We start from the raw sequence: 26,117 nt of genomic DNA, 5'->3' as shown, positions 1-26,117 counted from the left end.
TGCCTGGCGACGCGCCTGGGATCGAGTCGTCCCATTTTTTGTTTTCCCACCGGCCATTCGAAAAGTGATCTACACGACCAATGCAATCGAAAGCATCAACGCTCAACTGCGCAAGATCATTAAAACGAGAGGACACTTCCCAACCGATGACGCTGCAATCAAATTAATCTGGCTGGGCTTGCGCAATATCACGGCGAACTGGGGCAGTGCGGCCCACGACTGGAAAAGTGCCATGAATCAATTCGCGATCCTGTACGGGGACCGGTTCATCAGGCCGACGTGGTAAATGAAGGTCTGCCTAACGGCAGGCCGTTACCGGCCCGCACACAAAAAACCTGACACTCCCCTCGCGAAGCTATTCTGGCATTCTTCACGATCACTCAATGATCCGTCAGCGCCCACGTCATAGCGCTCATTGATGGTGCTTACCCTATCGCCCTTCCCTCCATGCGGTACCTATATACCACCCACCCGGACTTTTCCTGAATAGGTTGTGCTGCCAACATTCCTCCAGGAAGAAAGCAGTGGAACACACCCCCCTTGCAACGTCTCATGACTTACCGCTCGCCGACAGCACCGCGCTGCCGGATGCCCCGCTGATCAGCCAGCTCAAGGCGTCGCAGCGACACATGATCCGCCTGAACGACGCCATCCCACGGCCTTCCAAGGTGATGAGGCAACACCTGGATTATTGGTTCAGGAGAACCTTCCCTGCCTTGGCGAACAGCATGACGGTACACGAGCTGTCCGTGCGCACGCTACGCGGAGAGACGATCCCGCCTGCGCAGCGCACAGCCGATGACCCGGCAACCGGTAAGACGGTGACGGACACCCTCTTGCTCGAAACGCTTTTGCTGCAAGTCGTCGCTGGCAGGATCGATCCGCGCGCGTTCTTCGGTAATCTGGACAACATCGAGATTGTCACCCCCCAGGACAACACCGCCGCAGCGCCCGCCGCCCTGAACGAGCGCGCCGCGAAAACTGAAATCAAGCGGCTGATCAGCGCCACGCCGACGCTTTATGCACGACTGCTCACCCATGCACTGGATGAGTTCTGGAACACGCCGGCCGACTTCAGCCAGGACCGCAACGTCGGCGACTGGCTGGCGGACGAACTCGCCAGGCAACTCAAGACCCAGGCCGATCTGCATCGGCTGGACACGACATTGAGCCCGCAGATGCACCAGGCGCTGACCGACTATGCGTTGTCGGCGCCGGACGCAGCGTCTCGTGCACAGTTGGCGGAACGGGTCCGACCCGGCGTGTTCAGCCTGGGGATCACACCCCGCCGGTGGAGCTTCAGCGTACCGATGTCGGGCGCCGTGGCCTTGTCGCGGTATGACAACGCCAGCGATTCGGGACCTGCCGTGCTGTACCGCCCGGGCCAGCCGTTGCAACTGTACGACACGTTGGTGGCGCTCAAGGCTGGCCTGGCGCAAGACGGCAACGCTGGGGATGAAGTCGATACCGCGCCTGTGGCCGAGCACTTCCTCGTTCGCCTGGTCACGGAGCTGCGGGCGGAGCAGAAAACTGCCGTGTGCGATGCCGTGCTGGACGGTCCCGCGGCGTCGGAAGAAATCAGCGCCTGGATGAACCGGGTCGATGTGGCCGCGGATATCGGCCACAAGCTGGACCTGGCGGACGTCATGGGCGAACGCGAACTGCGGCTAAACCTCAAGAGACTCAATGACTGGCTGCACGGCAACCCGCACGTCACCGCCAGCGATCGCCTGGCATGGTGGACGGCGACGCGGGCCCTGCACAAAGCCCTGACGGATCAGCCCCTGCCGCCAGACCCGGTGGCGCTGGCCACCATGGACGCTCTTCGGGACCGGACCCGTCAGTTGCTCGCCGATGTCATCAAGGCGAAATACCCGCCGGTCGACCCTGAGGACGTGTCCCTGAGTATCAGAAGAACAGTGGTCGATCCCCACGCACCAACAGGTAGCTCGCCGTTTGGCTCCGGGGTCTCGCAAGGCAGCATGAGGGGAATCGTCGATGACCGTCGTTCCCTGACGCAGTGGGCGATGTCCAACCTGACCCAGGACGAACGCAATGCCTCTCACCCAACCGTGGAAGGGCCGCTGAGCTTCGCGCAAATTGTGGACGTCATTGAAAGGGCGAACATCGGCGCCCGGCTTCCGGCCGAGCTGCAACGCGTGGCCCGGGCACAGCAGGCGCAGTGGATGGCCTTGAAAGCGCAACAGATGCGCGCCCAAGTGTGGGCCGCGCATATTTCGGGGGACTTGCGGCACGACCGGGACAATACCGGCTTGAAGCTGGTGCTGGCGGCACTGGACGGCCCGACCGCGGCGGCGCGCGACAAGGTCAACGGGCACGAGGTGGTGGTCCGCCAACTGCAATGGGGCAACAGCGTGCTGAAGGAATTGCTGGCGTTTGGGGTGAAGGCGACGGCGAGCCGCCCCTCGTTGACGCTGTACACACCAGGCGCCCCCGACGGCAAGACGTTCAGGGACGTGGATGCGCCAAGCGCGCGGGCGCTGGAAACAACCTTGGCGCACACACTCACTGCCACGTCGGAGATGACCCGTTGGCTCATTTCGCACCTGCCGCTGCTCGAACAGACCGAGCAACTTGCCAGCATGGTATCGACCTCGGAGAACCTGACGCTCGAGGAAAAAATCAAGAAAGTCACACAGTCTGTCTTCGCGTGGGCCAAGGACCGGGCACAGGATGATTTCGCGAACACCATCGCTTCGCCCATCGTCGAGGGGGATGTGTTCAAAGCGTTGCATGAAACGCAAATCGCCCATGGGATCAAGACGGTGGACATGTTGACAGTGACCCATGCCGAGCGCGACAGCACCGGCGCCCAGGAGGGACGCCGCAGCGCCGTCATGCTGCTGACGGGAGCGATGTCGATGTTCCCGGCAGGCCGGCTGGGCGGCCTGCTAGGACGGGCGATCCTGCCGACCATGGCCGGCGGTGCCGCGGTCTCGGCGATAGACGATGAGAACGGCAGCCTGCGGCAATGGACCCTTGATTTTATCGGCGGGCTGGGAGAGGTCATCGCCGAGGCGGGGCAAGACTTGATCATGGCCCGCGCCGGACGCCGTCGCAGACAAGCACGCCCGGCGCTATCGGCGCTCCCCGCCATGACGGACCCGGAGCTGGGGCCGTACCGGCTCAAAGGGTTCGACGGCCACGGATTGATCCACGAAGGTCGCCACCGGTACCGGGATGCAAGCGGGCAAGGCTACCTGATGCTGGAGAACGGCTATTACAAGACGGCGGTCCAGGCAGGCGAGCAAATCATCTACGCGCCCGACAACCGCTCGAACCAACGGACTGTCATTTGGGAGAATGGTCGTTGGCAGGTTGAAGAACGGCAGCGCCTACGCGGAGGCGGCGCGCTCCAGAGCCTGTTAAGACGAGCCCCGCAGACACCGCGAGAGCGCAATTTCAATGCATTGGTGGAAGGGGTGCTGGTCAACAACCGCTACCCCACCCTCGAAGCCGTCAACACGGCAAAGGAGATTTTCCACTCCATGCCCGACACGCTGCTCGAACGCCTACTGGACGAAAGCATGGCCGACATAGGCGCGCTCGACATCAACGCTTATCTCTCGAAAATAAGGGCCCTGACCCAGGGCCGGGGCAATCTGTCCCGGCATCAGGCCGCCCACGACGAGCTGTTGGACAAGATGAACACCTGGCGAATCGTGACCCTTAGCTATAAGGACATCGAAGCCAACGTGCCTGACGTCGAACTGAGCGAAACACAGAAAATAAAAATATATGACACGATCCTTTCACACAAAAACGTGTTCTTTACCGAAGATCGAATCCAGGTGCACACCACGCTTATCACGGACAATCTGACCGGCGCGGTCTTCATGACCTTCACGCCCCATAAGGGCAGGAAAAGAGTGGCCATGGATAAGATATCCAAGGACACCCGGGCCATGTTGAAGACCGTGGAAGCCAAATTGAATGCCAAAGCCCAGGCGTTATATCCGGGGGACAGGCCGCAAGAGCAGGCCGCCCGAGATAACTACATGGCTTCGGAAGATTATTACAACGAGATGATCACTGCGCTTCGGGAAGAGAAGCAGCGCATGCACAAGCCTGGCCTGTTGACGGAAATAAGGAACAATCGCGTGCCTTATCTCATTCTCAACAAAGGCAGGGCCCAGCGAAATACCATGCTGCTCACCGGCGAAGACATTACAAACTTCACCAGTTCGCTCGCAAACTATGAACCCTTCGACATCGAAATCGTTACACAGGCCAAGTCCAACAAAGTGACAGGGACACCCTCACCCACCGCCCCCATGGTTTTACCCGCTCCAGAGCCTGTACCGGATAAATTCCAGACCCGCACCAGCGCGTTGGCCGAAACACAGATGTCATACGCCAGCTTTCCCAAGGAGGCTGAAGCCAAGGTCGGGGAAATCCTGGCAGATATCCGCGCCGGCAGGATAACCACCAAGCGAATCTATCGGTACTACTGGTACACCATGGCCCAACTGTCCCCCGGCGGTGGCAAAGGCGCATGGCGCGCCGCGTTCGAACGCCAGGGCGACACCTGGATACTCCAGGGTTTTTATGATTACCACGGCAATAGGCCCGCGACGGTCTGGGAAGGATAGGCCGATCGAATCGAGGTCGAGTGGTTGGTGATTTAACGGCAAGTGCCTTGCGTCAATAAATCCACAAACGCCTTCGCCATCGGCGAACGCTGTTCCTTGCGCTGCACCAGCCACACGGCCGAGACCGCCGCCGGGTCGAGCAGCGGGCGATAGACCACCCCATCGATACGCATGCGTTGGTAGGACGCCGGCAATACCGAGACGCCCAGCCCTGCCGCGACCAGGCCGATGATGGTCATGGCTTCACCGGCTTCCTGGGCGAAGTGCGGGCTGAAGCCGGCGTCGCGGGCCAGGCTCAGCAATTGCGCGTAGAGGCCGCTGCCGTAGCTGCGCGGGAAAAACACGAACGGTTCCTGGGCCAACGCCGAGAGGAACAGGCCTTTTTCATCGCCCTGGGCCAGGGGATGCTTGGCGCTGAGCACGGCCACCAGGGGTTCGCGGCTGAGTTCGATTTCCCTCAGGGCGTCGGGCAGCGGCAACGGCCGCATGATGCCGACCTCGATCGCCTCATCCAGCAATGCGTCGGCCACTTGGGTGCTGCTCATTTCTCGCAGGTTCAGGTGCACCGCCGGGAAGCGCTGACGGAACGAGAAGATCGCCTGGGGAATGGTGGAGTTGAATGGCGCCGACGAAGTGAAACCGATTTTCAGCTCACCCAGTTCCCCCAGTTGGGCACGGCGGGCCACGTCGGCGGCCTTGTCGACCTGGGCCAACACCCGTCGCGCTTCTTCAAGGAACAGCCGCCCGGCCTCGCTCAATTCGACTCGACGATTGGTGCGCTCGAACAACCGTGCGCCAATCTCCTGTTCCAATGCCTGGATCTGCTGGCTCAACGGCGGCTGGGAGATGCCCAGGGCCAGCGCGGCGCGGCCGAAATGCAGCTCTTCGGCAACGGCGATGAAGTAACGCAGATGTCGCAGTTCCATGGGTCATCCAATAGGTCGTCAAACGTCTTAAACAGGTCGAATAATATATTGGATAGAAACATTAGCTAGCTATATGCTTTTTTCATTGCCTGTCTGATCGTGTCCTTGCGAGGTCCACCGTGAAAACTGCTGTCGCTCCATTGGCCCATGAAATCCCGCCCCACGCGCAGGACGATGCCGTCGCCGAACTCAAGGACATCTATATCGAGAAAGGCACGCCTATGTTCATGCGCACGGTGCTGGCGCTGTTCTGCGGAGGCTTTGCAACCTTTGCCCTGCTGTATTGCGTGCAGCCGATGATGCCGCTGCTGTCCAGGGAGTTTTCCATCAACGCGGCGCAGAGCAGCCTGATCCTGTCGGTGGCGACCGGCATGCTCGCCATCGGCCTGTTGATCACTGGCCCGATTTCCGACCGCATCGGCCGCAAATCGGTGATGGTGACGGCGCTGTTCGCCGCATCGGTGTGCACGATCGCCAGCGCCATGATGCCGACCTGGGAAGGCGTCCTGCTGCTGCGCGCCTTGGTCGGACTGTCGTTGAGCGGGTTGGCGGCGGTCGCGATGACGTATCTGAGCGAAGAGATTCATCCCAAGCACATCGGCCTGGCGATGGGGCTATATATCGCTGGCAACGCCATCGGCGGCATGTGCGGGCGCCTGATCACCGGGGTCTTGATCGACTTCGTCAGTTGGCACACCGCGATGCTGGTGATTGGCGGCCTGGCGTTGATCGCGGCGGCGGTGTTCTGGCGGATTCTTCCCGAGTCACGCAACTTCCGTCCCCGTTCGCTGCACCCACGCAGTCTGCTGGAGGGTTTCACCCTGCACTTTCGCGACGCCGGGTTGCCGCTGCTGTTTCTCGAAGCCTTCGTGCTGATGGGCGCCTTCGTGACGCTGTTCAACTACATCGGCTACCGCTTGCTGGCCGAGCCTTATCATCTGGACCAGGCCTTCGTCGGGTTGCTGTCGGTGGTGTACCTGTCGGGCATCTACAGCTCGGCCAAAGTCGGCGCACTGGCGGATAAACTCGGTCGCCGCAAAATGCTCTGGGCGACCATCGCGCTGATGCTGGCCGGCCTCCTGCTGACCATGGCCACCCCGCTGTGGCTGGTGGTCCTGGGCATGTTGGTGTTCACCTTCGGCTTCTTCGGCGCCCATTCGGTCGCCAGCAGCTGGATCGGCCGCCGCGCCCTCAGGGCCAAGGGCCAGGCTTCGTCGCTTTATCTGTTCAGCTACTACGCCGGATCCAGCGTGGCGGGTACGGCCGGCGGCGTGGCCTGGCACCTGGGCGGCTGGAACGGGATCGGCCTGTTCATCGGTGGCTTGCTGGTGATTGCGTTGTGGGTGGCGGTGAAGCTGGCGAAATTGCCGTTGTTGCCGGGGAACATGTAGGCGCTGTCGAGTGCAACGAGGCTGCGATCTCGTCCCAGACCATTGAGTCCGGAGCGAAAAAAAGATCGCAGCCTTCAGCAGCTCCTACAGGGCGCAGCCGAGTCATTGGCGCAAAACCACTCGCGCGCCCAACACACCATGCTCCACTTCCAACGTCAGCGACCGCAGCACCGATCCCTCTCGCTCCTGTTGATCCAACCAATGCAGCAACGCACTCGCCTCACCACTGACGGCGAGTCGCACCGAGTCGCCGTCGACTTCCATTTCCGCCATGTCCAACCCCGCCGCTGTCGCACTTTCATTGACGCGCACCGACAAGGGCCGCGTGGCGACGGTCATATCCCGGGTGGGTTCGGCACGCTGGATCCGGGCGTTCAGTTCAGCCTGTTGTTGATACTGGCGTTCGGCAACCTCCCGTCGTTGCCAGGTCGGTTGCCAAATCGCGGTGTAGGCCAGCGCCACCGACAATACCCCGGCAAGCCCCAGCAACAGCCCTTGTTCTCGGCGCGACAGGCTTCCCCAGCTCTGTTTCAAGACCCGCCATCCATCGATGTTCATCAACTGTTCTCCAGTGTGAGGATGGCCTGCACCCGATTGTTCTGTTTGCTCGCGCTGCCCAGGGTGACGGGCAAGCCGTTTTGCTGCCCGCGTTCACGCAGTTGTTCAAGCTCGACGAAACTGTTCGCCGTCAACTGGATCTTCCAGCCTTCGCCTTCACGAAAATCGATGCGCTGCACCTCGACGTTGCTGGCGCCAATGACTTGCTCGGTCAGACGGGTCAGACGCGCGACCTGAGTGTCGTGGCTTTGCCCGCGCCGACTCTGCAATGCCTGGAACTGCACCGCCAGGTCGACGATCCGCTCCTGCCCGGGGTACAGCGACCTGAACCGCTGCTCACTTTGGGCATGCAAAAGCTGGGTTTCGCTTTCAAGAAAACGTACGCGGGCGTCGCAGAAAGCCCAGGTGAGCACCAACATGCCCAGTGCCACCGCCGAAACACCACGCCATGGCAGCGCTCGACCACGTCGACGGAATTCACCTTGCAACAGGTCGATGGGGCGTCCACCCGCGCTCAGCAGCCATTCATCGATGCCAGGGTAATCGCGCTCTTCGTCCAGCCACTGAATGTCCTCGGGCAAGCCGGGCTTGAGCGTCGCCAGGGCCCGTGCCGACAACGCCAGCCGCGCCGGCAGCCCTGCGCCCAACAACCAGCGCCCGAACCAACGCACGCCCAATGCCTGCTCATCGGCAAGCAGGTCGGCATCGACATGCACCGCCCGTGTATCGATGCCTTGTTCGGCGAGCAGCGCCAGCAACGCCTGGAACCGGGCGCGCTCCGTCACCATCAGCGGATAGCGGTGCTGACGGTCCCGCGGGCCGACGCTGATGTGCAGCGCCTCCAGGTTTTCACTCAGTTGTTCTTCGACGGCGAATGCCAGGGCCTGGGGCCGGGGCTGGCGTCGAGAGGGCCACGGATCGCTGCGCAACCAACTGCACATTTCCATCGGCAACAGCACATCCACGGGCCGTCCGCTCAACTCGCCGGCCGCCTCGTGCAACGGCAGGCGACGACGCTCGCCGGTGGACGACCACACGCAGCACGGCCAGTTGGCGCAAGGCGCGGTCAGGCCCTCGGCAGTCAGGTAAAGCCAGGTTTTCATCAAGGAAGCTCACTGGGGCTGAAAGGTAAGAAACGTCGCTGACGAACCGTCCAGCGCCCGCTGACAGCATCACGCTCGATATCCGAGGCCAGGCGCAGACGGCTGTCGGCATGGGTCACGCTCACGGTGATTCGAAACCAGCGGCTGCCCACCCCCAGGCCATGGCTGCTGAGGCCCATGCCGGACAGCAACGGGTCGTTGGTGAACGCCTGCACGCTGGGGTATGGCGCGTGGCGACGCTGGTTGACCAACGCCTGGGCGGCCCCGGCCTCCATGCCATCGAGGGTCATCAGCACGCGCTGCGGGGCGGTATTGATGTTCATCCGCGCGTCCTTGGGGAGCAACGCCACCCAAGGCTCCAGGCGCCGTAGTATCGGGCCGTCAACGCCGGGCAACAGGCGCAGTTGACTCAACTCCTGCATCGGCCCGACCTGGGGCAACGACAGCGGCGGCAGATCCAGCGAGGCCAGCAAGCGGGTCCAGCGACCGAGGGTGACCTGATCGATTTGCCCTTGGGCCAGCAATCCATTGAGGTTCAGGCGCCCGGACAAATCCTCGATAGCGATGCGCAGCTCGGCGCCGTCCATTTCCATGACAGGCCCGAGCCGGGCCCAATCCTGGCTCAGGTCAACGGGCCCGGACGGCGTTATCCCACTGTTTTCCAACACCACCCGCGCCCAGTCTTCCCCAGCCAAGCCCAATTGCCGCAACTGGACCTGTTGCAGTTGCTGCGCGCTGCTGTGCAACAGCAGGCGATGGCTGCGCAACAGCCCACCGACCAACAGCAATGCCAGGCTCAGCACCAGCAGCACGCTGATCAGCGCCACGCCACGTTGGCGCTTCATGGCAACGCCTCCGGCAACAGCAGCACCCGGCGGATCTGTTCGAAACGCCCCGCAGACACGATCAACTCCAACGCCAGCGGCGCGTTGCCGCTCGCGGTTTCAGCGCGCCAGCGCCGTTGCCGGTCGAACACGCGCCAACTCAGGCTGCGGACGTCGTCGAGCAATATCTGCCGCTGCACAAGCGTCATGCCTTCGCCGACACTCTCGCGCCATAACGTGCCGCCCTTGAGCTGATAGCTCACTGTCTGCCGTTCGCTGCGAGGCTGGTCCAGTGGGTTGCGCCACTGGCTGCGCTGCAACTGCAAATGCCCGGGGGCGAGCACGACCGAGTCGGCAACCGCCTGCCACACATCCCGTTCGATTACGCCGACAGCACGCTGCAAGGCCCTGATGTCGCGCTCATGCTGACCGACTCCCTGCTGGGTCCGCACGACCCCGTCGAACAACCGCCAACTGGCCAGGCCGAGCAAGGCAAAAATGGCGATGGCAATGACCAGCTCCAACAAGGTGAAACCCGATTGCCTATTCATGATGGCTGCGGATCCATCCGATGGTGCGGTGCGCGACGATCGCACTGTCGTCGCGGCTGACCTGGATCTCGACCTGCAACAGGCGCCCATCGCGGGCCGGGGCGATACGCTGCTGCAAGACCCAATCGCGGCGATCCAGGTGCCGATTCAGTCGCTGTTGTCCAGGCGACGTGACGACTCCCAGGCGCAGTTCGCTCAGTTGATTGTCCGCCAGCCAGGCGCCGAACAGACGCTCCTCAAGCCCGGCGCTTTGCTTGAGCACGAACTGGCTGGCCGAGAGTACGGCGGCCGCCAGCGTCGCGAAAATCGCCAGGGCAATCATGACTTCCAACAGTGTGAAACCCTGGCAACCGGCGGCCTGCCTGCGTGCGTCACTCATCGATCAGCGGCTCCGTCAGGCCATCGCTCGATACCCGGGCAACCGTCTGCCCAGCGACGTTGATGAACAGCTTGAACGGACTGGTCTCGTCACTGCTGAGCATCAGCAACTGGGGTGAGCCGTGAACGGCATCGAGCGACAGGACATGACCGTCCAGCTCCAACCCGAGCGTCAAGCCCTCGGGCAATCGATGGGGCACCGACACGGCCGTCCAGCCCTGGACTTCGAGTCGCAACGCCTGATAACCGCCCGGCTGCACGTGCACGCCATATTCCTGCCCGTCCAGTACCGCCCGCTCGCGCAACTGCTGCACCAGCGCCACGAAGTCCCGGGCTTGCTGGCGGGCTTCACGCGCCGGGCCCGGCCCCGTGGCGAAGCGGACCATGCCCGCCAGGACGCCGATCAAGACGATAACGACCATCAGCTCCAACAAGGTGAAGCCCCGGCAGAGACGCGGCATGTTCACTCGGACCAATTGCCGATGTCGGCCGCCATCCCCTCACCACCCGACACGCCATCGGCGCCCAGGGAGTAGAGGTCATAGCCGCCATCGAGGGATTTGTGCCCGGGGTTGAGGTACTGGTAGGGCGTGCCCCAAGGGTCGACCGGCAAGCTTTTCAGATAACCCTGGGGGTTCCAGTTCCTGGCCGCGGGGGTACCGGACGGGCGTTTGCTCAACGCCTCCAGGCCTTGTTGGGTCGAGGGGTAATGGAAGTTGTCGAGGCGGTACATTTCCAGGGCCGTGGCGATCGCCTGGATGTCGGTGCGGGCGGCCGTGACCTTGGCCTGGTCGGGTCGGCTCATGAACTGCGGTACCACGATGGCGCCCAGCACGCCAATGATGACCACCACCACCATGATTTCGATCAGGGTAAAACCACGTTGTTGATGGCGTGAGGGTCGGTTGCTTTGGAGTTTCATCGGTCAGTTCACCAATTGGTTGAGGCTCAGGATCGGTAGGAGAATGGCCATGACGATCAGCAGCACGACGCCGCCCATCAGCACCAACATGGCCGGTTCGAAAAGGCTCACCACCAGCGCGATGCGCGCCGCGAGGCTGGCCTCCTGTTGTTCGGCGGCCCGGGCCAGCATGTTGTCGAGTTCGCCGGCCCGTTCGCCGCTGGCGATCATGTGCAGCATCAGCGGCGGAATATCACCGCCCTGCTCCAGGCCACGGGTCAGGGTCCCGCCCTCACGTACCGAACGTGCAACGTCAGCCATGCGGGCGCGGATCGTCAGGTTGCCGATCACCTGCGCGGCGATGTGCAAGGCCTCCACCAGCGGTACCGAGCTTTTGCTCAGAATCGCCAAGGTGCTGGCGAATCGCGCCGCTTCCATCGCCCGCAGCACCTCGCCCAGCAGCGGCAGCCGCAACAACAAGCGGTGCCAGCGCAGGCGCCACGCCGGTTGGCGCAAGCTCCAGCGCCACACCCCGAACAGCCCGGCCAGCGCACCGAACAGCAGTAGGCCATGGCGACGCAAGCCGTCGCTCACGGCGATCAGTGCCTGGGTCAGCCAGGGCAACGGCTGACCGCTGTCGATGAAAATCTTCACCACATCCGGCACCACATAACCCAGCAGGAACGCGACAATCGCGACACAGGCCAGCATCAGAATCAGCGGGTACACCAGCGCCAGTTGAATGCGCTGGCGCGAGGCCTGGCGCGCCCGGGTGTAGCTCGCCAGTTGTTCCAACACCTGGCCCAGGTGACCCGACTGCTCGCCCGCCGCGACCGTGGCGCAGAACAGTTCGGGGAACGCTTGAGGGAAGGCCCTCAGTGCCGTCGCCAGCGCGTGGCCTTCCATCACCCGGCTGCGCACCGCCGCCAGCAGGTGGGCAACGCGCCGTTTCTGGCTCTGTTGCGCCACCGCCCCCAGGGATTCCTCAAGGGGCAGGCCGGCCTGGATCAAGGTGGACAGCTGCAACGTCAGCAAGGCCAGATCCGCCGGGCCCAGGCGCCCCCCGGCATGGCGCCCGACCAGGACTCGCTGCTCCTTGGCTTCCGCCAACTCGCTGGGCAGCAAGCCGCGCTCGCGCAACAACTGTCGAGCATGCCGAGGGCTGTCGGCTTCCACACGGCCCTTGCAGCGTCGACCCTGGGTGTTTTCGGCCCGATAATCGAAGGTCGGCATGGCGCTAATCCTCCTGGGTAATGCGCAGCAGTTCGTCGACGCTGGTCAGGCCTTCCAGCACGCGCTGGCGACCGTCCTGGAACAGGCTGCGGGAGGTCTTGCGGGCCTCGGCGGCGAGCGCCTGCTCGGTGGCGCCCTGGTGAATCAGTTGCGACAGCGCAGCGTTGACATGCACCAGCTCATAGATGCCGAAGCGCCCGCGATAGCCTTTCTGGCATTGCTCGCAGCCCTGGGCCTTGAACAGCCTGGGCGCGGCATCGGCATCGAGGCCCAGGCGCCGACACGTGGCGGCGTCGGCCACATAAGGGGCTTTGCAGGAAGGGCACAGACAGCGCAACAAACGCTGGGCGACGATGCCGGCCAGGGACGACGCCAACAGATACGCATCCACGCCCATGTCCACCAGCCGCGTGACCGCGCCGACGGCGGTGTTGGTGTGCAGGGTCGAGAGCACCAGGTGCCCGGTCAGCGATGCCTGGACGGCGATTTCGGCGGTCTCGCGGTCGCGTATTTCGCCGACCATCACCACATCCGGGTCCTGGCGCAAAATGGCCCGCAAACCGCGGGCGAAGGTCATGTCGACTTTCGGGTTGACCGGCATCTGGCCGATGCCCGGCAGGTGATATTCGATGGGGTCTTCGACCGTGAGGATGTTGCGGCTCTGGTCGTTGATGCTGCTCAGCGCCGCGTACAGACTGGTGGTCTTCCCCGACCCCGTGGGCCCGGTGACCAGCACGATGCCGTGGGGCTTGCCGAGCAACTGGCGCAGGCTCGCCAGGGTGTCATCGGGCAGGCCCAGGCGTTGCAGATCCAGGCGCCCGGCCTGCTTGTCGAGCAGGCGCAACACCACCCGCTCGCCATGGGCCGAAGGCAGGGTCGAGACCCGCACATCGACCTCGTGCCCGGCCAGGCGCAACGCCATCCGGCCGTCCTGAGGCACGCGTTTTTCGGCGATGTCGAGGCGCGCCATGACCTTGATCCGCGACACCAACAGGTTCGCCAGTTCCCGGCGCGGGCGCAGCATTTCCTGCAACTGCCCGTCGATGCGCATGCGCACCGACAGGTATTGCTCGAACGTTTCCAGGTGCACATCCGAGGCATGCTCGCGGACCGCCTCGCTGAGCAATGCATTGATCAGGCGAATGATCGGCGCATCGCCCTGCTGCTCCAACAGGTCGGTGGTCTGCGGCATCTGGTCGGCCAGGCTGAGCAGGTCCAATTCCTCGTCCAGGCCTTGGGCCACCTGCTCGGCGGCGCTCTGGCCCTGGCGATAGACGCTGGCCAGGCGCGCGGCGAACTGCGCCGGCTCCAGGACCTGGATAGGCAGATCCCGCCCACACAGGCGCCGGACTTCAGCCACGGCAGTCAGGGGCGTGTCGCTGCGCATCGACAGGCTCAAGGTCGGCCCCGCGCCTTCCAGCAGCACGCCCAGGCGCCTGGCGAAACCAAAGGGCAACGGCTCGCTCACAGGCCCTCCGGCGGCGGTGGACGCACGTCGAGCGCCGGTTCCCGCGCAGACGATTCGAACAACTGGCGGGCGTCCCGGGGCAGCAGCAACGAGTTGTTTTTCCGCGAGCCGGGTTCGCTCAGCTCCCGGAGCGCGTCGTAGCGTTGCCGGCTCACATCGGCCAGGTCTTCGCTGCTGCGCACGATGGTCGGGCGCAGGAACACCATCAGGTTGCTTTTGGTCTGGGTGTCGCGGTTCCAGCGAAACAACGCGCCCAGGTAGGGAATACTGCGCAGCAGCGGCACACCGCTTTGCTGGCTGCGGACACTGTCGCGGATCAGGCCACCGATCACGATGATCTCGCCATCGTCCGCCAGGATCGTGCTCTTCAAGGCGCGCTTGTTGGTGATCAGGTCCGAGGAGTCCACACCGGAGACCGACGGCGCGATGTCCGACACCTCCTGCTCGACTTCAAGGCGCAAGGTCGAGCCTTCGTTGATGTAGGGCTTGACCTTGAGGCTGATACCCACGTCCTTGCGCTCCACAGTGGTGAACGGATTGTCTGCGCCGTTGCCGCTGGTGGCGTAGGAACCCGTCTTGAACGGAACGTTCTGGCCCACGATGATTTCCGCTTCCTGGTTATCCAGGGTCAGCAGGCTGGGAGTGGAAAGCAGGTTGCTGTGGGCATTGCTCGCCAACGCCGAAACCAGCGCACTGAAGCGATCGCCCCCCAGGCGCAGGAATGCGTTTTCCTTGGTTTTATCCAGCTTGTTGAAGTCCAGGCCGACGATCGGGATGTCGGTTCCCGGGAAGTTGATGACCCCTGCCGCGCTGCCGCTCTTGAGCCCCCACTGCACCCCCAGCGCTTCGGAAATATCCCCGCTCACCTCGACGATGGCCGCATGAATGAGCACCTGGGCCCGGGGTTGGTCCAGCTCCCGAACGATGTTCTCGATGATGCGGACCTGGGCCGGTTCAGCGATCAGGACCAAGGCATTCTGGCTTTCATCGGCCTTGATCCTGAAGGGGTTGGCTCCCGCGGTTTCCCGTTGGCCAGCGAGGACCGGCGTGGTTTTCCTATCCTGGCCGACACCTTCCAGCACCTCGGCCAACTGTTTGGCATCGCTGTGACGCAGACGGATGACCCGGGCGTTGTCCTGGGAGGCGGCTGCCGGCACGTCCAGGGTCCGGGCCAGGTCGACCAGGCGTTGACGCACCGCGGGCGCACCAATGATCACCAGCCGATTGCTGCGGGCATCGGCAATCACCACACCCGCCGTATCCCCCTCGCGCTTGCCGCCGGAGGCTTCCACCAGTGGGGCGATGTCCCCGGCCTGGGCGTGCTTCAAGCGCACCACCACATGATTGCGGTTGCGTCCTGAATCCAACCGTTGCACCACGCCGGCGATGCGCTGGACATTGGCCGCCGTGTCGGTGACCACCAAGGCGTTGGACGAGACCGAAGGGCCGACGTAACCATTGGCCGATACTAAGGGGCGGATCAGCCCGGCAACATCGGCAGCAATGCTCGATTGCAGGTCAAGGACCCGGGTGACGAACTGCGACGGTGTGGCGCTTTGTTCGTCGGCGACACCGGCACGCGTCTTGGCATCGCTGACCGGCGTGATCAGGATCCGCTCGCCTTCGTCGATCACGGTGAAGTTATGGGCATCGAGCACTGAATAGAACAACCGTCGCACGCCTTCGCGATCCAGTGCCTCCCGGGACATGACGGTGATGCGCCCCGACACCCGGGGATCGAGCACCACGGTCTTGCCCAGGATCGCTGAGAACTCTTCGACCACATCGCGCAGTTCCGCGTTATTCATCGCCAGTTGCCACTGGGCCTCTTCGGCCTGCAGCCAACCGGCGGGCGTCAGCAGGCAAGACGCGGCGAGGCAGAACAGGACACGCGAAACACGGCCCCGGATAAAGCTGTTCATGAATTCGTTCACTCTGATTGCCCGGCCACCGGGCGTAGGTATTGCGAGGAATGCGGCGCGGCATGGCGCCCGTCTTCGAGGCTCAGCCGGCGCAACAGGGGCTTGGCTGCGGGTTGCAGAGCCAAGCGCTCTTCACGTCCGTTGCGCCACAACGTCACATGGCTGGTCTCGACCCGGCGCAGCACGCTGCCACCCGGCAAACGCTCGCCCACTTGGTAAATGCGCGGGCCCGCGGCGTCCGCCAGCAAGGCCCGCGACAAACCTTGGCCAGCGACAAAACTGGCTTGCAACGTGATTGGTTCGGTGCTTGGCGCCTGGGCATCTTCGGGCGTCAGGCCGAACACCGTCGCGACGGCTTGTACGTTGGGCAGGGCGCGCACCGGGACGGTAGACGAGTCGCCAACCACTGGCACAGCACGGGCCACTGCCTGGCGATAACGCCACTCCTGCCCGGCCAGCAACACCCCGTACAACAGCGGTACGAGCACCAGGATTGTCGTGGGCAACCGACTGCCAACCTTGAAAGAAACACTCACTTTTGCGCCCGCCGGATCATCGCGTCCAAGGGCTTGGCAAAGGTCATTCGCCGCACCACCCTGCGTCCGGAGCACTCATGCCAGACCACTGCGCAAAGATGCAGCGCCAGGAGCACGGAAAGCACCACGCAAGCCGAGGTATGGATCGTGCTTGCCCGCCCGATCAGCGCCGGATCGCTCAGTGGCTGGGGGAAGTGAACGAGTCCGAAAACACTGATCGCGCTTTTCATCATCAGAACGCCGGTCACCAGGACGACAGCAATGACCAGGTAGATCATGGCGTGTACCGCAAAGGCCAGCGTCCTGATCGGCGCAGGCGCTCGCCCCTGGGGCTCCAACGCACGGACAAACAGGCAGGCACGCCACACGAACAGCGGAATGAACAGCGTCGTCAGCGACACATTGAATGACCCGATCCAGTGCTCGGTCGCAGCCGACACCGGGTTGTAAGCCACATAAAACCCGGACACCAAGGTCCACAGGATAATGACCGCCGACAGCCAGTGCAGCAGCACACGTGGCCGAGAATAATTGGAATGCATCACCCACCCTCCCTCGAAGGCTCCAGGCAAACCCTGCGGATCGCCCGAAGCCGTGCCTGTCAGGACTTACAGCTTGTCCCAGGCGCTTTGCCAGGAGGCACCGATACCCGGCTCGAAGCCGTTGGCGGTCGGGGAGTATTGCTTGCAGTAGCCGGACTCAGGGAACGGCTTGCACTCGAATACTTCGTCAGTCTTGGGTTGCAGCACTTTAGTGCCGGCGGTGTAGTCGCTGAGACCTTCAGGAAACTCGAAGTCGTACTCGATGCCCGCGCCGTCACCGGTCAGGGTGACGCTCCGGGTATCCTGGCGAGTGCTGCGTCCGTCTTCGGTGGTACCCACCAGCGTCAGGGTGTGGGCACCCGGCGCACTGCGTACATCAATGCTCAGGCCGGTATTGCCTTCAGCCACAGTCTGGCTCACCGTACCGACCTGCTTGTTGTTTTCATTGAACAGCGTGGCCTGCAGGTTCATCCTGCGGTTGGTCTGTGCTGCGAACGCCATGCTGACCCGGCCTTTGTCCAGTACATATTCCGGCTGCAGGGAAGCGACCTCCATGCTGGCGCCAGGGTCTTCCTTCATGTCCAGTTGCACTTCATAGCGCTTGACGCCGCTTTCGTCCTGGGCATACAGCTTGTTGGTACCCTTGATCGGCGTGATATTGCCCTCGTCGTCACGGATACCGGCACGAATCAAAGGATGGGCCTTGTTGATGGCCTCGGCCAGTTTGAACGACCAGTTCTCGGGCTTGCCTTCTTCGGCGTTGTCGATGCTGATCTCTACGCTGTATTCGGCATTTTCACCGGTGGCAGAGAATGCCCGGGCCTTGACCTTGTCCCCCGCCAGCAGTGGAGCCGACGGTGCGATGCTGCCCACCGGCGACCAGCCACCCGGCAAGGCGGCTTCGGCGAGGATGTTCACATCCGCCGGATTGTAGAATGCGTTGGGGGAGTCGCCGACCGTCCAGACCGCCAGGATGACGTGATGACCCGACTTGCTGTCGGGAATCACACAATTGTGCTCGACACCACTTACTGGCACTTGATTATCGCCGTCTACCGTACAAAACGGTGCACTGTCGAACGATGCGCGCTCGAGCGGCTTGTTCGGGTTCCAACCCTCACGGGTAATGAAATATTCGTGTTTGGTCGTCAGATGTGGGGCGATGTATTGCCATTGGAACGCAATGTTGCGATCGCGGATTTCAGTCAGTTGCCAGCGAGTGGACGACTGCGCATCCAGGGCGGAAAACAGCGAGTTACTGCCGCTGGCAATCTGGCCGTCGATCGGGCCTTGCAGCGGGGCGCCGCCTGCTCCGTTCGGGAAGCCCTTGAACGTTTCGCCGGTACTATGAGGTTCGTATTGCGCACCACCACAGTTTTTGTTTTCACCTTTCTGGCATAAAAATGCCCGCGAAGGCGGTACTTCGAGGTACCCGTGGGCGAATACACCCTGGGCTGTCAGCATGGCCGACAACAGAACTAACGACGATGCGCATCCCGTTAATACGCCGTTCTTGTTGAAGTTGTTTTTCATATAAGTTCCAGACTATCCATCGAGATTGAAAGACGTTTTACCGTCATCTTGCAAGGCCCGCCGGATCGCTCAGCGCACGTCCTGCAAGCACCGGAACCTTATAGAAAGTTTAAGCCCCCCTATGTAGGAAAAATCTCTCAAAATAGAAGGAATGATCTGTTAATCTATTTCCCTTACATAGAAAGAGAAACTTCTTATAAATGGCAATAACCATTAAACGCTGACAAACAGTAACACCTGGCCAACTACAATCAGGCGTTAAATTTAAAGTTATAGGGCAGACAATAAAAAAGCCTGTCCAGCACAGGACCGGACAGGCTGGGTGACAGAGGTCGCAATCAGACGTGATATTGCGCCGACAACTCATGCACCGCCCGCAGGAAGGCGCCGGCGTGTTCCGGGTCGACTTCCGGGGTGATGCCATGGCCCAGGTTGAACACATGCCCGCTGCCGCTGCCATAGCTCGCCAAAATACGCCCGACTTCGGCGCGAATGGCTTCGGGCTTGGCGTAGAGCACGGTCGGGTCCATGTTGCCTTGCAGGGCGACTTTGTGACCGACACGTTCGCGGGCATTGCCAATGTCGCAGGTCCAATCCAGGCCCAAGGCGTCGGCGCCGGCCTCGGCGATGCTTTCCAGCCACAGGCCGCCGTTCTTGGTGAACAGGATCACCGGGACTTTGCGACCTTCGTGCTCGCGGATCAGGCCGCTGACGATCTTGCGCATGTAGGCCAGGGAAAATTCCTGGTATGCCGCCGCCGACAGGTTGCCGCCCCAGGTATCGAAGATCTGCACCGCTTGCGCGCCGGCCAGGATCTGGCCGTTGAGGTAGGACGTGACCGATTGGGCCAGCTTGTCCAGCAACAGGTGCATGGCTTGCGGGTTGTCGTAGAGCATGGCCTTGGTCTTGCGGAAGTCCTTCGACGAACCGCCTTCGACCATGTAGGTGGCCAGGGTCCAGGGGCTGCCGGAGAAACCGATCAGCGGCACGCGACCGTTGAGTTCACGGCGAATGGTGCTGACCGCGTCCATGACGTAGCCCAGGTCCTTCTGCGGATCGGGAATCGGCAGCGCCTCGATGTCGGCCAGGGTGCTGACGACTTTCCTGAAACGCGGGCCTTCGCCGGTCTCGAAGTACAAGCCCTGCCCCATGGCGTCGGGAATGGTGAGGATGTCGGAGAACAGGATCGCCGCGTCCAACTGCGGATAACGGTCCAGCGGCTGCATCGTGACTTCGCAGGCGAACTGGGGGTTCATGCACAAGCTCATGAAGTCACCGGCCTTGGCGCGGCTGGCGCGGTACTCCGGCAGGTAGCGACCGGCCTGGCGCATCATCCATACAGGGGTGACGTCCACGGGTTGCTTGAGCAGGGCGCGAAGGAAACGGTCGTTCTTCAGGGCAGTCATGTCGGCATCCGGAAAAAAAGTGCGGGCATTTTCTCAGAGCGCGACGCAAAAGGCACGGCAAGAGCCGTGCCTTTTATCTATCGGGGCAATTTGTCGCGGTTGAACTGATCGTTCCTACGCCCTGCGTGGGAATGCCTCAAGGGACGCTCCGCGTTCCAGGGGGACGCAGAGCGTCCCGGGCTGCATTCCCACGCAGAGCGTGGGAACGATCAACAGCGGTCAGACTTGCAGGTAATCCAGAATCCCCTCCGCCGCATTGCGGCCTTCGAAGATCGCCGTCACCACCAGGTCGGAACCCCGGACCATGTCGCCACCGGCGAAGATCTTCGGGTTGCTGGTCTGGTGCTTGTACTGGCCCTGCTCCGGGGCCACGACGCGGCCCTGGCTGTCGGTCTGGATGCTGAACTGCTCGAACCACGGCGCCGGGCTCGGGCGGAAGCCGAAGGCGATGACCACGGCGTCGGCCGGGATGATCTCTTCGGAACCGGGGATCGGCTCGGGGCTGCGACGGCCGCGGGCGTCCGGTTCGCCGAGACGGGTCTCGACCACCTTCACACCTTCGACCTTGTCTTCACCGACAATGGCGATCGGCTGGCGGTTGTAGAGGAATTTCACGCCTTCTTCCTTGGCATTCTTCACCTCTTTGCGCGAGCCGGGCATGTTCGCTTCGTCGCGACGATAGGCGCAGGTCACCGACTTGGCGCCCTGGCGGATCGACGTGCGGTTGCAGTCCATCGCCGTGTCGCCACCGCCGAGCACCACGACCTTCTTGCCTTTCATGTCGACGAAATCTTCCGGCGACTTTTCAAAGCCCAGGTTGCGGTTGACGTTGGCGATCAGGAAGTCGAGTGCGTCGTAGACGCCCGGCAGGTCCTCACCGGCAAAGCCACCCTTCATGTAGGTGTAGGTGCCCATGCCCATGAAGACCGCATCGTATTCCTCGAGCAGTTGCTCCATGGTCACGTCCTTGCCCACCTCGGTGTTCAGGCGGAACTCGATGCCCATGCCGGTGAAGACTTCGCGACGATTGCTCAGTACGGTCTTTTCCAGCTTGAACTCGGGAATGCCAAAGGTCAGCAGGCCGCCGATTTCCGGGTTCTTGTCGAACACCACCGGGGTCACGCCACCGCGTACCAGCACGTCGGCACAGCCCAGGCCCGCCGGGCCGGCACCGATGATCGCCACGCGCTTGCCGGTCGGCTTGACCTTGGACATGTCCGGGCGCCAGCCCATGGCGAACGCGGTGTCGGTGATGTACTTCTCCACCGAACCGATGGTCACCGCGCCAAAACCGTCGTTGAGGGTGCAGGCACCTTCACACAGGCGATCCTGCGGGCACACCCGGCCGCAGACTTCCGGCAGGGTATTGGTCTGGTGGGACAGCTCGGCGGCCTGGAGGATGTTGCCCTCGGCCACCAGTTTCAGCCAGTTGGGAATGAAGTTGTGCACCGGGCACTTCCATTCGCAATACGGGTTGCCACAACCCAGGCAGCGGTGGGCCTGGTCGGCCGATTGCTGGGGTTTGAAAGGCTCGTAGATTTCCACGAACTCTTTCTTGCGTTGACGCAACAGTTTCTTCTTCGGATCCTTGCGCCCGACATCGATGAACTGGAAGTCGTTATTCAGACGTTCAGCCATTGTTAAAACCTCATCAAACTCTTCAGGCGCATATCACTGCGGGTTGGCACGAGTGCTGGAAAGCAACGATTTCAGGTTGGCAGCCTTGGGCTTGACCAGCCAGAAACGACGCACGTAGTCATCGAGGTTCTCGGCGAGTTCACGACCCCACTCGCTGTCGGTTTCCTCGACGTACTCATCCAGTACACGCTGCAAATGGCTGCGGTAGGCTTCCATCGCCTCGCCGCTGATCCGCTGGATTTCCACCAGTTCGTGGTTGACCCGGTCAACAAAGGTGTTGTCCTGGTCGAGCACGTAGGCGAAACCGCCGGTCATGCCAGAGCCGAAGTTATAACCGGTCTTGCCCAGCACGCAGACAAAACCACCGGTCATGTACTCGCAGCAGTGATCGCCGGTGCCTTCCACCACGGTGTGGGCCCCGGAGTTACGCACGGCGAAACGCTCGCCCGCGGTGCCGGCGGCGAACAGCTTGCCGCCCGTGGCGCCATACAGGCAGGTGTTGCCGATGATGGCACTGTCCTGGGTCTTGTAGACGCTGCCCTTGGGCGGAACGATGACCAGCTTGCCGCCGGTCATGCCCTTGCCCACGTAGTCGTTGGCATCGCCTTCCAGATACATGTTCAGGCCACCGGCGTTCCAGACGCCGAAGCTCTGGCCTGCGGTGCCCTTGAAGCGGAAGGTGATCGGCGCCTTGGCCATGCCCTGGTTGCCGTGCTTGCGGGCGATTTCGCCGGAGATCCGCGCGCCGATGGAGCGGTCGCAGTTGCAGATATCCAGGTCGAACTCGGCACCGCTCAGGTCGTTGATCGCCGAAGCGGCCATGTCGACCATCCTCTCGGCCAGCTCGCCCTTGTCGAATGGCGGGTTGCGGTCGACCTGGCAGAACTGTGGCTTGTCCGCCGGGATGAGATCGCTGCCCAGCAACGGGGTCAGGTCCAGGTGCTGCTGCTTGGCGGTCTGGCCCTCGATCACGTCCAGCAGGTCGGTGCGGCCGATCAGCTCTTCAAGCGAACGCACACCCAGCTTGGCCAGCCACTCACGGGTCTCTTCGGCCACGTAGGTGAAGAAATTCACCACCATGTCGACGGTACCGATGTAGTGGTCCTTGCGCAGCTTGTCGTTCTGGGTCGCCACGCCGGTGGCGCAGTTGTTCAGGTGGCAGATGCGCAGGTACTTGCAGCCCAGGGCGATCATCGGCGCGGTGCCGAAGCCGAAGCTCTCGGCGCCGAGGATGGCCGCCTTGATCACGTCCAGGCCGGTTTTCAGGCCACCGTCGGTCTGCACCCGGACCTTGCCGCGCAAATCGTTGCCGCGCAGGGTCTGGTGAGTTTCGGCCAGGCCCAGCTCCCATGGTGCACCTGCGTACTTGATCGAGGTCAGCGGCGATGCACCGGTGCCGCCGTCGTAGCCGGAGATGGTGATCAGGTCGGCATAGGCCTTGGCCACGCCGGCGGCAATGGTGCCGACGCCGGCTTCCGCCACCAGCTTCACCGAGACCAGCGCCTTGGGGTTCACCTGCTTGAGGTCGAAGATCAGTTGCGACAAGTCTTCGATCGAGTAGATGTCGTGGTGCGGCGGCGGCGAGATCAGGGTCACGCCGGGGACCGCATAACGCAGCTTGGCGATCAGGCCGTTGACCTTGCCACCGGGCAACTGACCGCCTTCGCCGGGCTTGGCGCCTTGGGCGACCTTGATCTGCAGCACTTCAGCGTTGACCAGGTATTCCGGCGTCACACCGAAGCGGCCGGTGGCCACCTGCTTGATTTTCGAACTCTTGATGGTGCCGTAGCGCGCCGGGTCTTCGCCGCCTTCGCCGGAGTTGGAACGCGCACCGAGGCGGTTCATGGCTTCGGCCAGGGCTTCGTGGGCTTCCGGGGACAAGGCGCCGAGGGAAATACCGGCCGAATCGAAGCGCTTGAGCACCGATTCCAGCGGTTCCACTTCACTGATGTCCAGCGGCGTGTCGAGGGTCTTGACCTTGAGCAGGTCGCGGATCATCGACACCGGACGGTTGTCCACCAGCGAGGTGTATTCCTTGAACTTGCTGTAGTCGCCCTGCTGCACGGCCGCTTGCAGGGTGTTGACCACGTCGGGGTTGTAGGCGTGGTATTCGCCACCGTGAACGAACTTCAGCAGGCCGCCCTGCTGGATCGGCTTGCGCGAGCTCCAGGCTTCGGCGGCCAGGGCTTTCTGTTCGGCTTCGATGTCGACGAAACGCGCACCCTTGATGCGGCTCGGCACGCCACGGAAGCTCAGCTCGCAGACTTCCTCGGACAGGCCGATGGCCTCGAACAGTTGCGCGCCACGGTACGAGGCGATGGTCGAGATGCCCATCTTCGACAGGATCTTGAGCAGCCCCTTGGTGATGCCCTTGCGGTAGTTCTTGAACACCTCGTAGAGGTCGCCCAGTACTTCGCCGGTGCGGATCAGGTCGCCCAGCACTTCATAGGCCAGGAACGGATACACCGCCGAGGCACCGAAGCCGATCAACACCGCGAAGTGATGCGGATCGCGGGCGGTGGCGGTTTCCACCAGGATGTTGGAGTCGCAGCGCAGGCCTTTTTCGGTCAGGCGATGGTGCACCGCGCCGGTGGCCAGCGAGGCGTGGATCGGCAGCTTGCCCGGGGCGATGTGACGGTCGCTGAGGACGATCTGGGTGCGCCCGGCGCGCGCGGCTTCTTCAGCCTGATCGGCGACGTTGCGGATCGCCGCTTCCAGGCCGACGCTTTCGTCGTAGTTCAGGTCGATGACCTGGCGCGCGAAGCCTGGGCGGTCGAGGTTGGTCAACGAACGCCACTTGGCCGGGGAAATGACCGGCGAGCTGAGGATCACCCGCGAGGCGTGTTCCGGCGATTCCTGGAATATATTGCGCTCGGCACCGAGGCAGATTTCCAGGGACATCACGATCGCTTCGCGCAGCGGGTCGATCGGTGGGTTGGTCACCTGGGCGAACTGCTGGCGGAAATAGTCGTACGGCGTGCGCACGCGCTGCGACAGCACGGCCATCGGCGTGTCGTCGCCCATGGAGCCGACCGCTTCGTAGCCCTGCTCGCCCAGCGGACGCAGCACCTGGTCACGTTCTTCGAACGTCACCTGGTACATCTTCATGTACTGCTTGAGCTGGTCTACATCATAGAAAGCCGAGCCGTGGTCGTTGTCTTCCATGGTCGCCTGGATGCGCAGGGCATTCTTGCGCAGCCATTGCTTGTACGGATGACGGGACTTGAGGCGGTTGTCGATGGCGTCGGTGTCGAGGATCTGGCCGGTCTCGGTGTCCACGGCAAAGATCTGGCCCGGGCCTACGCGGCCCTTGGCGATGACGTCTTCGGGCTGGTAGTTCCAGACGCCGATTTCCGACGCCAGGGTGATGAACCCGTTGGTGGTGGTGACCCAGCGCGCCGGACGCAGGCCGTTACGGTCCAGCAGGCACACGGCGTAGCGACCGTCGGTCATGACGATACCGGCCGGGCCGTCCCACGGCTCCATGTGCATGGAGTTGTATTCGTAGAAGGCGCGCAGGTCCGGGTCCATGGTCTCGACGTTCTGCCACGCCGGCGGCACCAGCATGCGCACGCCGCGGAACAGGTCGATGCCACCGGTCACCATCAGTTCCAGCATGTTGTCCATGCTCGAGGAGTCCGAACCCACGCGGTTGACCAGCGGGCCGAGTTCTTCGAGGTCCGGCATCAGGTCGTTGGCGAACTTGGTGCGACGGGCCACGGCCCAGTTGCGGTTGCCAGTGATGGTGTTGATCTCGCCGTTGTGGGCGAGGAAGCGGAATGGCTGGGCCAGCGGCCACTTCGGCAGGGTGTTGGTGGAGAAGCGCTGGTGGAACACGCAGATCGCGGTTTTCAGGCGCTCGTCGCTCAGGTCCGGATAGAAGGCGGTGAGGTCCGCCGGCATCATCAGGCCTTTATAGATAATGGTCTTGTGGGAAAAGCTGCAGATGTAGTGATCGGTGTCGGCGGCGTTGGCCACGGATGAACGACGACGGGAGCTGAACAGCTTGATCGACATGTCCTGGTCGCTCAGGCCTTCGCCGGCGATGAACACCTGTTCGATCTGCGGCAGGCGCTCGAGCGCCAGGCGGCCGAGGACGCTGGTGTCGATCGGCACTTTGCGCCAGCCAACCAGTTGCAGGCCGGCGGCCAGGATCTCGCGATTCATGTTTTCGCGAGCCGCCTCAGCCTTCACCGGGTCCTGGTTGAAGAACACCATGCCCACGGCGTACTGCTTGGGCAGGGTCACGCCGAACGTTTCCTGGGCTACGGCACGCAGGAACTCGTCGGGCTTTTGAATCAGCAAGCCACAACCGTCGCCGGTCTTGCCGTCGGCGTTGATCCCACCGCGGTGGGTCATGCAGGTCAGGGCCTCAATGGCCGTTTGCAAAAGGGTATGGCTGGGTTCGCCCTGCATATGAGCTATCAGGCCGAAACCGCAGTTATCCTTGAATTCATCTGGTTGGTACAGACCTGCTTTCATAGACACTTTCTCACCAGGCTGCCTCTAATCGAGGCAAATTTCTTTTCAATTCAACCGGTTGCATGCCGCGCCGAACGTACGCCAGCTTTGCGGGGGCAAAAGGGAGGTCATT

General features: G+C 62.7%; 20 protein-coding genes. 3 read left to right on the top strand and 17 right to left on the bottom strand.

Going from position 1 to position 26,117, the window contains the following annotated elements:
* Both BM321_RS28300 and BM321_RS28295 read left to right on the top strand, forming a co-directional pair.
* Positions 1-286: transposase (locus BM321_RS28300; RefSeq protein WP_139230462.1), on the top strand; the 286-nt coding region annotated here is incomplete at its 5' end.
* Positions 287-524: 238 nt separating this feature from the next.
* Entirely contained in the window at positions 525-4,613 is a 4,089-nt protein-coding gene (locus BM321_RS28295) for a dermonecrotic toxin domain-containing protein (RefSeq protein ID WP_092446278.1), read from the top strand.
* A gap of 32 nt (positions 4,614-4,645) precedes the next feature.
* Here the strand turns inward: BM321_RS28295 and BM321_RS28290 are convergent, their stop codons facing one another.
* Positions 4,646-5,539 carry a LysR family transcriptional regulator gene (locus tag BM321_RS28290; RefSeq protein ID WP_092446276.1) on the bottom strand — a complete coding sequence of 298 codons (894 nt, stop codon included), beginning with the start codon at positions 5,537-5,539 and terminating at the stop codon, positions 4,646-4,648.
* Between the two features lie 221 nt (positions 5,540-5,760).
* Between BM321_RS28290 and BM321_RS28285 the strand changes: the two genes are divergently transcribed.
* Entirely contained in the window at positions 5,761-6,930 is a 1,170-nt protein-coding gene (locus BM321_RS28285; RefSeq protein WP_256573508.1) for an MFS transporter, read from the top strand.
* A gap of 102 nt (positions 6,931-7,032) precedes the next feature.
* On the opposite strand, the gene gspM is transcribed toward BM321_RS28285, so the two are convergent.
* The 16 genes from gspM to gltB all read right to left on the bottom strand — a co-directional run bounded on the left by gspM (position 7,033) and on the right by gltB (position 26,005).
* Positions 7,033-7,488 (bottom strand): type II secretion system protein GspM, encoded by a 456-nt coding sequence (gene gspM, locus BM321_RS28280; RefSeq protein ID WP_092446272.1) that lies wholly within the window; start codon positions 7,486-7,488, stop codon positions 7,033-7,035.
* Complete coding sequence (gene gspL / locus BM321_RS28275) at positions 7,488-8,591, bottom strand: type II secretion system protein GspL (RefSeq protein WP_092446270.1); 1,104 nt, start codon at positions 8,589-8,591, stop codon at positions 7,488-7,490. Before gspL ends, gspM begins: the two co-directional genes overlap by 1 nt.
* The gene (locus BM321_RS28270; protein WP_092446268.1) at positions 8,591-9,436 is read right to left on the bottom strand and encodes a type II secretion system protein GspK; all 846 of its coding nucleotides are present in this window, start codon (positions 9,434-9,436) and stop codon (positions 8,591-8,593) included. The genes gspL and BM321_RS28270 overlap by 1 nt, the downstream gene beginning before the upstream one ends.
* Complete coding sequence (locus BM321_RS28265; protein WP_092446266.1) at positions 9,433-9,966, bottom strand: type II secretion system protein GspJ; 534 nt, start codon at positions 9,964-9,966, stop codon at positions 9,433-9,435. Before BM321_RS28265 ends, BM321_RS28270 begins: the two co-directional genes overlap by 4 nt.
* Entirely contained in the window at positions 9,959-10,345 is a 387-nt protein-coding gene (gene gspI / locus BM321_RS28260; RefSeq protein WP_092446264.1) for a type II secretion system minor pseudopilin GspI, read from the bottom strand. Before gspI ends, BM321_RS28265 begins: the two co-directional genes overlap by 8 nt.
* Complete coding sequence (gspH, locus tag BM321_RS28255; RefSeq protein ID WP_092446262.1) at positions 10,338-10,805, bottom strand: type II secretion system minor pseudopilin GspH; 468 nt, start codon at positions 10,803-10,805, stop codon at positions 10,338-10,340. The genes gspI and gspH overlap by 8 nt, the downstream gene beginning before the upstream one ends.
* A 2-nt stretch (positions 10,806-10,807) precedes the next feature.
* The gene (gspG, locus tag BM321_RS28250; protein ID WP_092446260.1) at positions 10,808-11,266 is read right to left on the bottom strand and encodes a type II secretion system major pseudopilin GspG; all 459 of its coding nucleotides are present in this window, start codon (positions 11,264-11,266) and stop codon (positions 10,808-10,810) included.
* Between the two features lie 3 nt (positions 11,267-11,269).
* The gene (gspF, locus tag BM321_RS28245) at positions 11,270-12,478 is read right to left on the bottom strand and encodes a type II secretion system inner membrane protein GspF (protein WP_092446258.1); all 1,209 of its coding nucleotides are present in this window, start codon (positions 12,476-12,478) and stop codon (positions 11,270-11,272) included.
* A 4-nt stretch (positions 12,479-12,482) separates the two neighbouring features.
* On the bottom strand, positions 12,483-13,946 hold the full coding sequence (gspE, locus tag BM321_RS28240; RefSeq protein WP_092446256.1) for a type II secretion system ATPase GspE: 1,464 nt from the start codon (positions 13,944-13,946) through the stop codon (positions 12,483-12,485).
* Positions 13,943-15,868, bottom strand: coding sequence for a type II secretion system secretin GspD (gene gspD, locus BM321_RS28235; protein WP_175534986.1), 1,926 nt, complete (start codon positions 15,866-15,868; stop codon positions 13,943-13,945). The genes gspE and gspD overlap by 4 nt, the downstream gene beginning before the upstream one ends.
* A gap of 8 nt (positions 15,869-15,876) precedes the next feature.
* Positions 15,877-16,404 (bottom strand): type II secretion system protein N, encoded by a 528-nt coding sequence (locus tag BM321_RS28230; protein WP_092446252.1) that lies wholly within the window; start codon positions 16,402-16,404, stop codon positions 15,877-15,879.
* Positions 16,401-16,946 (bottom strand): cytochrome b, encoded by a 546-nt coding sequence (locus BM321_RS28225; RefSeq protein ID WP_092446249.1) that lies wholly within the window; start codon positions 16,944-16,946, stop codon positions 16,401-16,403. The genes BM321_RS28230 and BM321_RS28225 overlap by 4 nt, the downstream gene beginning before the upstream one ends.
* 66 nt (positions 16,947-17,012) lie before the next feature.
* Positions 17,013-18,479, bottom strand: a complete 1,467-nt coding sequence (gene gbpA, locus BM321_RS28220) for an N-acetylglucosamine-binding protein GbpA (RefSeq protein WP_092446247.1) — start codon at positions 18,477-18,479, stop codon at positions 17,013-17,015.
* Between the two features lie 338 nt (positions 18,480-18,817).
* Positions 18,818-19,885, bottom strand: a complete 1,068-nt coding sequence (gene hemE / locus BM321_RS28215; protein ID WP_092203350.1) for a uroporphyrinogen decarboxylase — start codon at positions 19,883-19,885, stop codon at positions 18,818-18,820.
* 219 nt (positions 19,886-20,104) lie between these two features.
* Positions 20,105-21,523, bottom strand: a complete 1,419-nt coding sequence (locus tag BM321_RS28210; RefSeq protein WP_003196992.1) for an FAD-dependent oxidoreductase — start codon at positions 21,521-21,523, stop codon at positions 20,105-20,107.
* Positions 21,524-21,556: 33 nt separating this feature from the next.
* Positions 21,557-26,005, bottom strand: coding sequence for a glutamate synthase large subunit (gene gltB / locus BM321_RS28205; protein ID WP_092446245.1), 4,449 nt, complete (start codon positions 26,003-26,005; stop codon positions 21,557-21,559).
* Positions 26,006-26,117: the final 112 nt, after the last annotated feature.

It is taken from the genome of Pseudomonas sp. NFIX10, from assembly GCF_900111955.1.
Classification (GTDB): Bacteria; Pseudomonadota; Gammaproteobacteria; order Pseudomonadales; family Pseudomonadaceae; genus Aquipseudomonas; species Aquipseudomonas fluorescens_AA.
Note: the sequence above shows the minus strand (reverse complement) of the source record. Positions and strands in the feature narration are given on the sequence as shown.

What these genes read in the sequence shown, in the direction of transcription:
- BM321_RS28290 (WP_092446276.1), bottom strand. Translation starts at nt 5,539, where the DNA reads ATGGAACTGCGACATCTGCGTTACTTCATCGCCGTTGCCGAAGAGCTG.
- BM321_RS28285 (WP_256573508.1), top strand. Translation starts at nt 5,761, where the DNA reads ATGTTCATGCGCACGGTGCTGGCGCTGTTCTGCGGAGGCTTTGCAACC.
- gspM (WP_092446272.1), bottom strand. Translation starts at nt 7,488, where the DNA reads ATGAACATCGATGGATGGCGGGTCTTGAAACAGAGCTGGGGAAGCCTG.
- gspL (WP_092446270.1), bottom strand. Translation starts at nt 8,591, where the DNA reads ATGAAAACCTGGCTTTACCTGACTGCCGAGGGCCTGACCGCGCCTTGC.
- BM321_RS28270 (WP_092446268.1), bottom strand. Translation starts at nt 9,436, where the DNA reads ATGAAGCGCCAACGTGGCGTGGCGCTGATCAGCGTGCTGCTGGTGCTG.
- BM321_RS28265 (WP_092446266.1), bottom strand. Translation starts at nt 9,966, where the DNA reads ATGAATAGGCAATCGGGTTTCACCTTGTTGGAGCTGGTCATTGCCATC.
- gspI (WP_092446264.1), bottom strand. Translation starts at nt 10,345, where the DNA reads ATGAGTGACGCACGCAGGCAGGCCGCCGGTTGCCAGGGTTTCACACTG.
- gspH (WP_092446262.1), bottom strand. Translation starts at nt 10,805, where the DNA reads ATGCCGCGTCTCTGCCGGGGCTTCACCTTGTTGGAGCTGATGGTCGTT.
- gspG (WP_092446260.1), bottom strand. Translation starts at nt 11,266, where the DNA reads ATGAAACTCCAAAGCAACCGACCCTCACGCCATCAACAACGTGGTTTT.
- gspF (WP_092446258.1), bottom strand. Translation starts at nt 12,478, where the DNA reads ATGCCGACCTTCGATTATCGGGCCGAAAACACCCAGGGTCGACGCTGC.
- gspD (WP_175534986.1), bottom strand. Translation starts at nt 15,868, where the DNA reads ATGAACAGCTTTATCCGGGGCCGTGTTTCGCGTGTCCTGTTCTGCCTC.
- BM321_RS28225 (WP_092446249.1), bottom strand. Translation starts at nt 16,946, where the DNA reads ATGCATTCCAATTATTCTCGGCCACGTGTGCTGCTGCACTGGCTGTCG.
- gbpA (WP_092446247.1), bottom strand. Translation starts at nt 18,479, where the DNA reads ATGAAAAACAACTTCAACAAGAACGGCGTATTAACGGGATGCGCATCG.
- hemE (WP_092203350.1), bottom strand. Translation starts at nt 19,885, where the DNA reads ATGACTGCCCTGAAGAACGACCGTTTCCTTCGCGCCCTGCTCAAGCAA.
- BM321_RS28210 (WP_003196992.1), bottom strand. Translation starts at nt 21,523, where the DNA reads ATGGCTGAACGTCTGAATAACGACTTCCAGTTCATCGATGTCGGGCGC.
- gltB (WP_092446245.1), bottom strand. Translation starts at nt 26,005, where the DNA reads ATGAAAGCAGGTCTGTACCAACCAGATGAATTCAAGGATAACTGCGGT.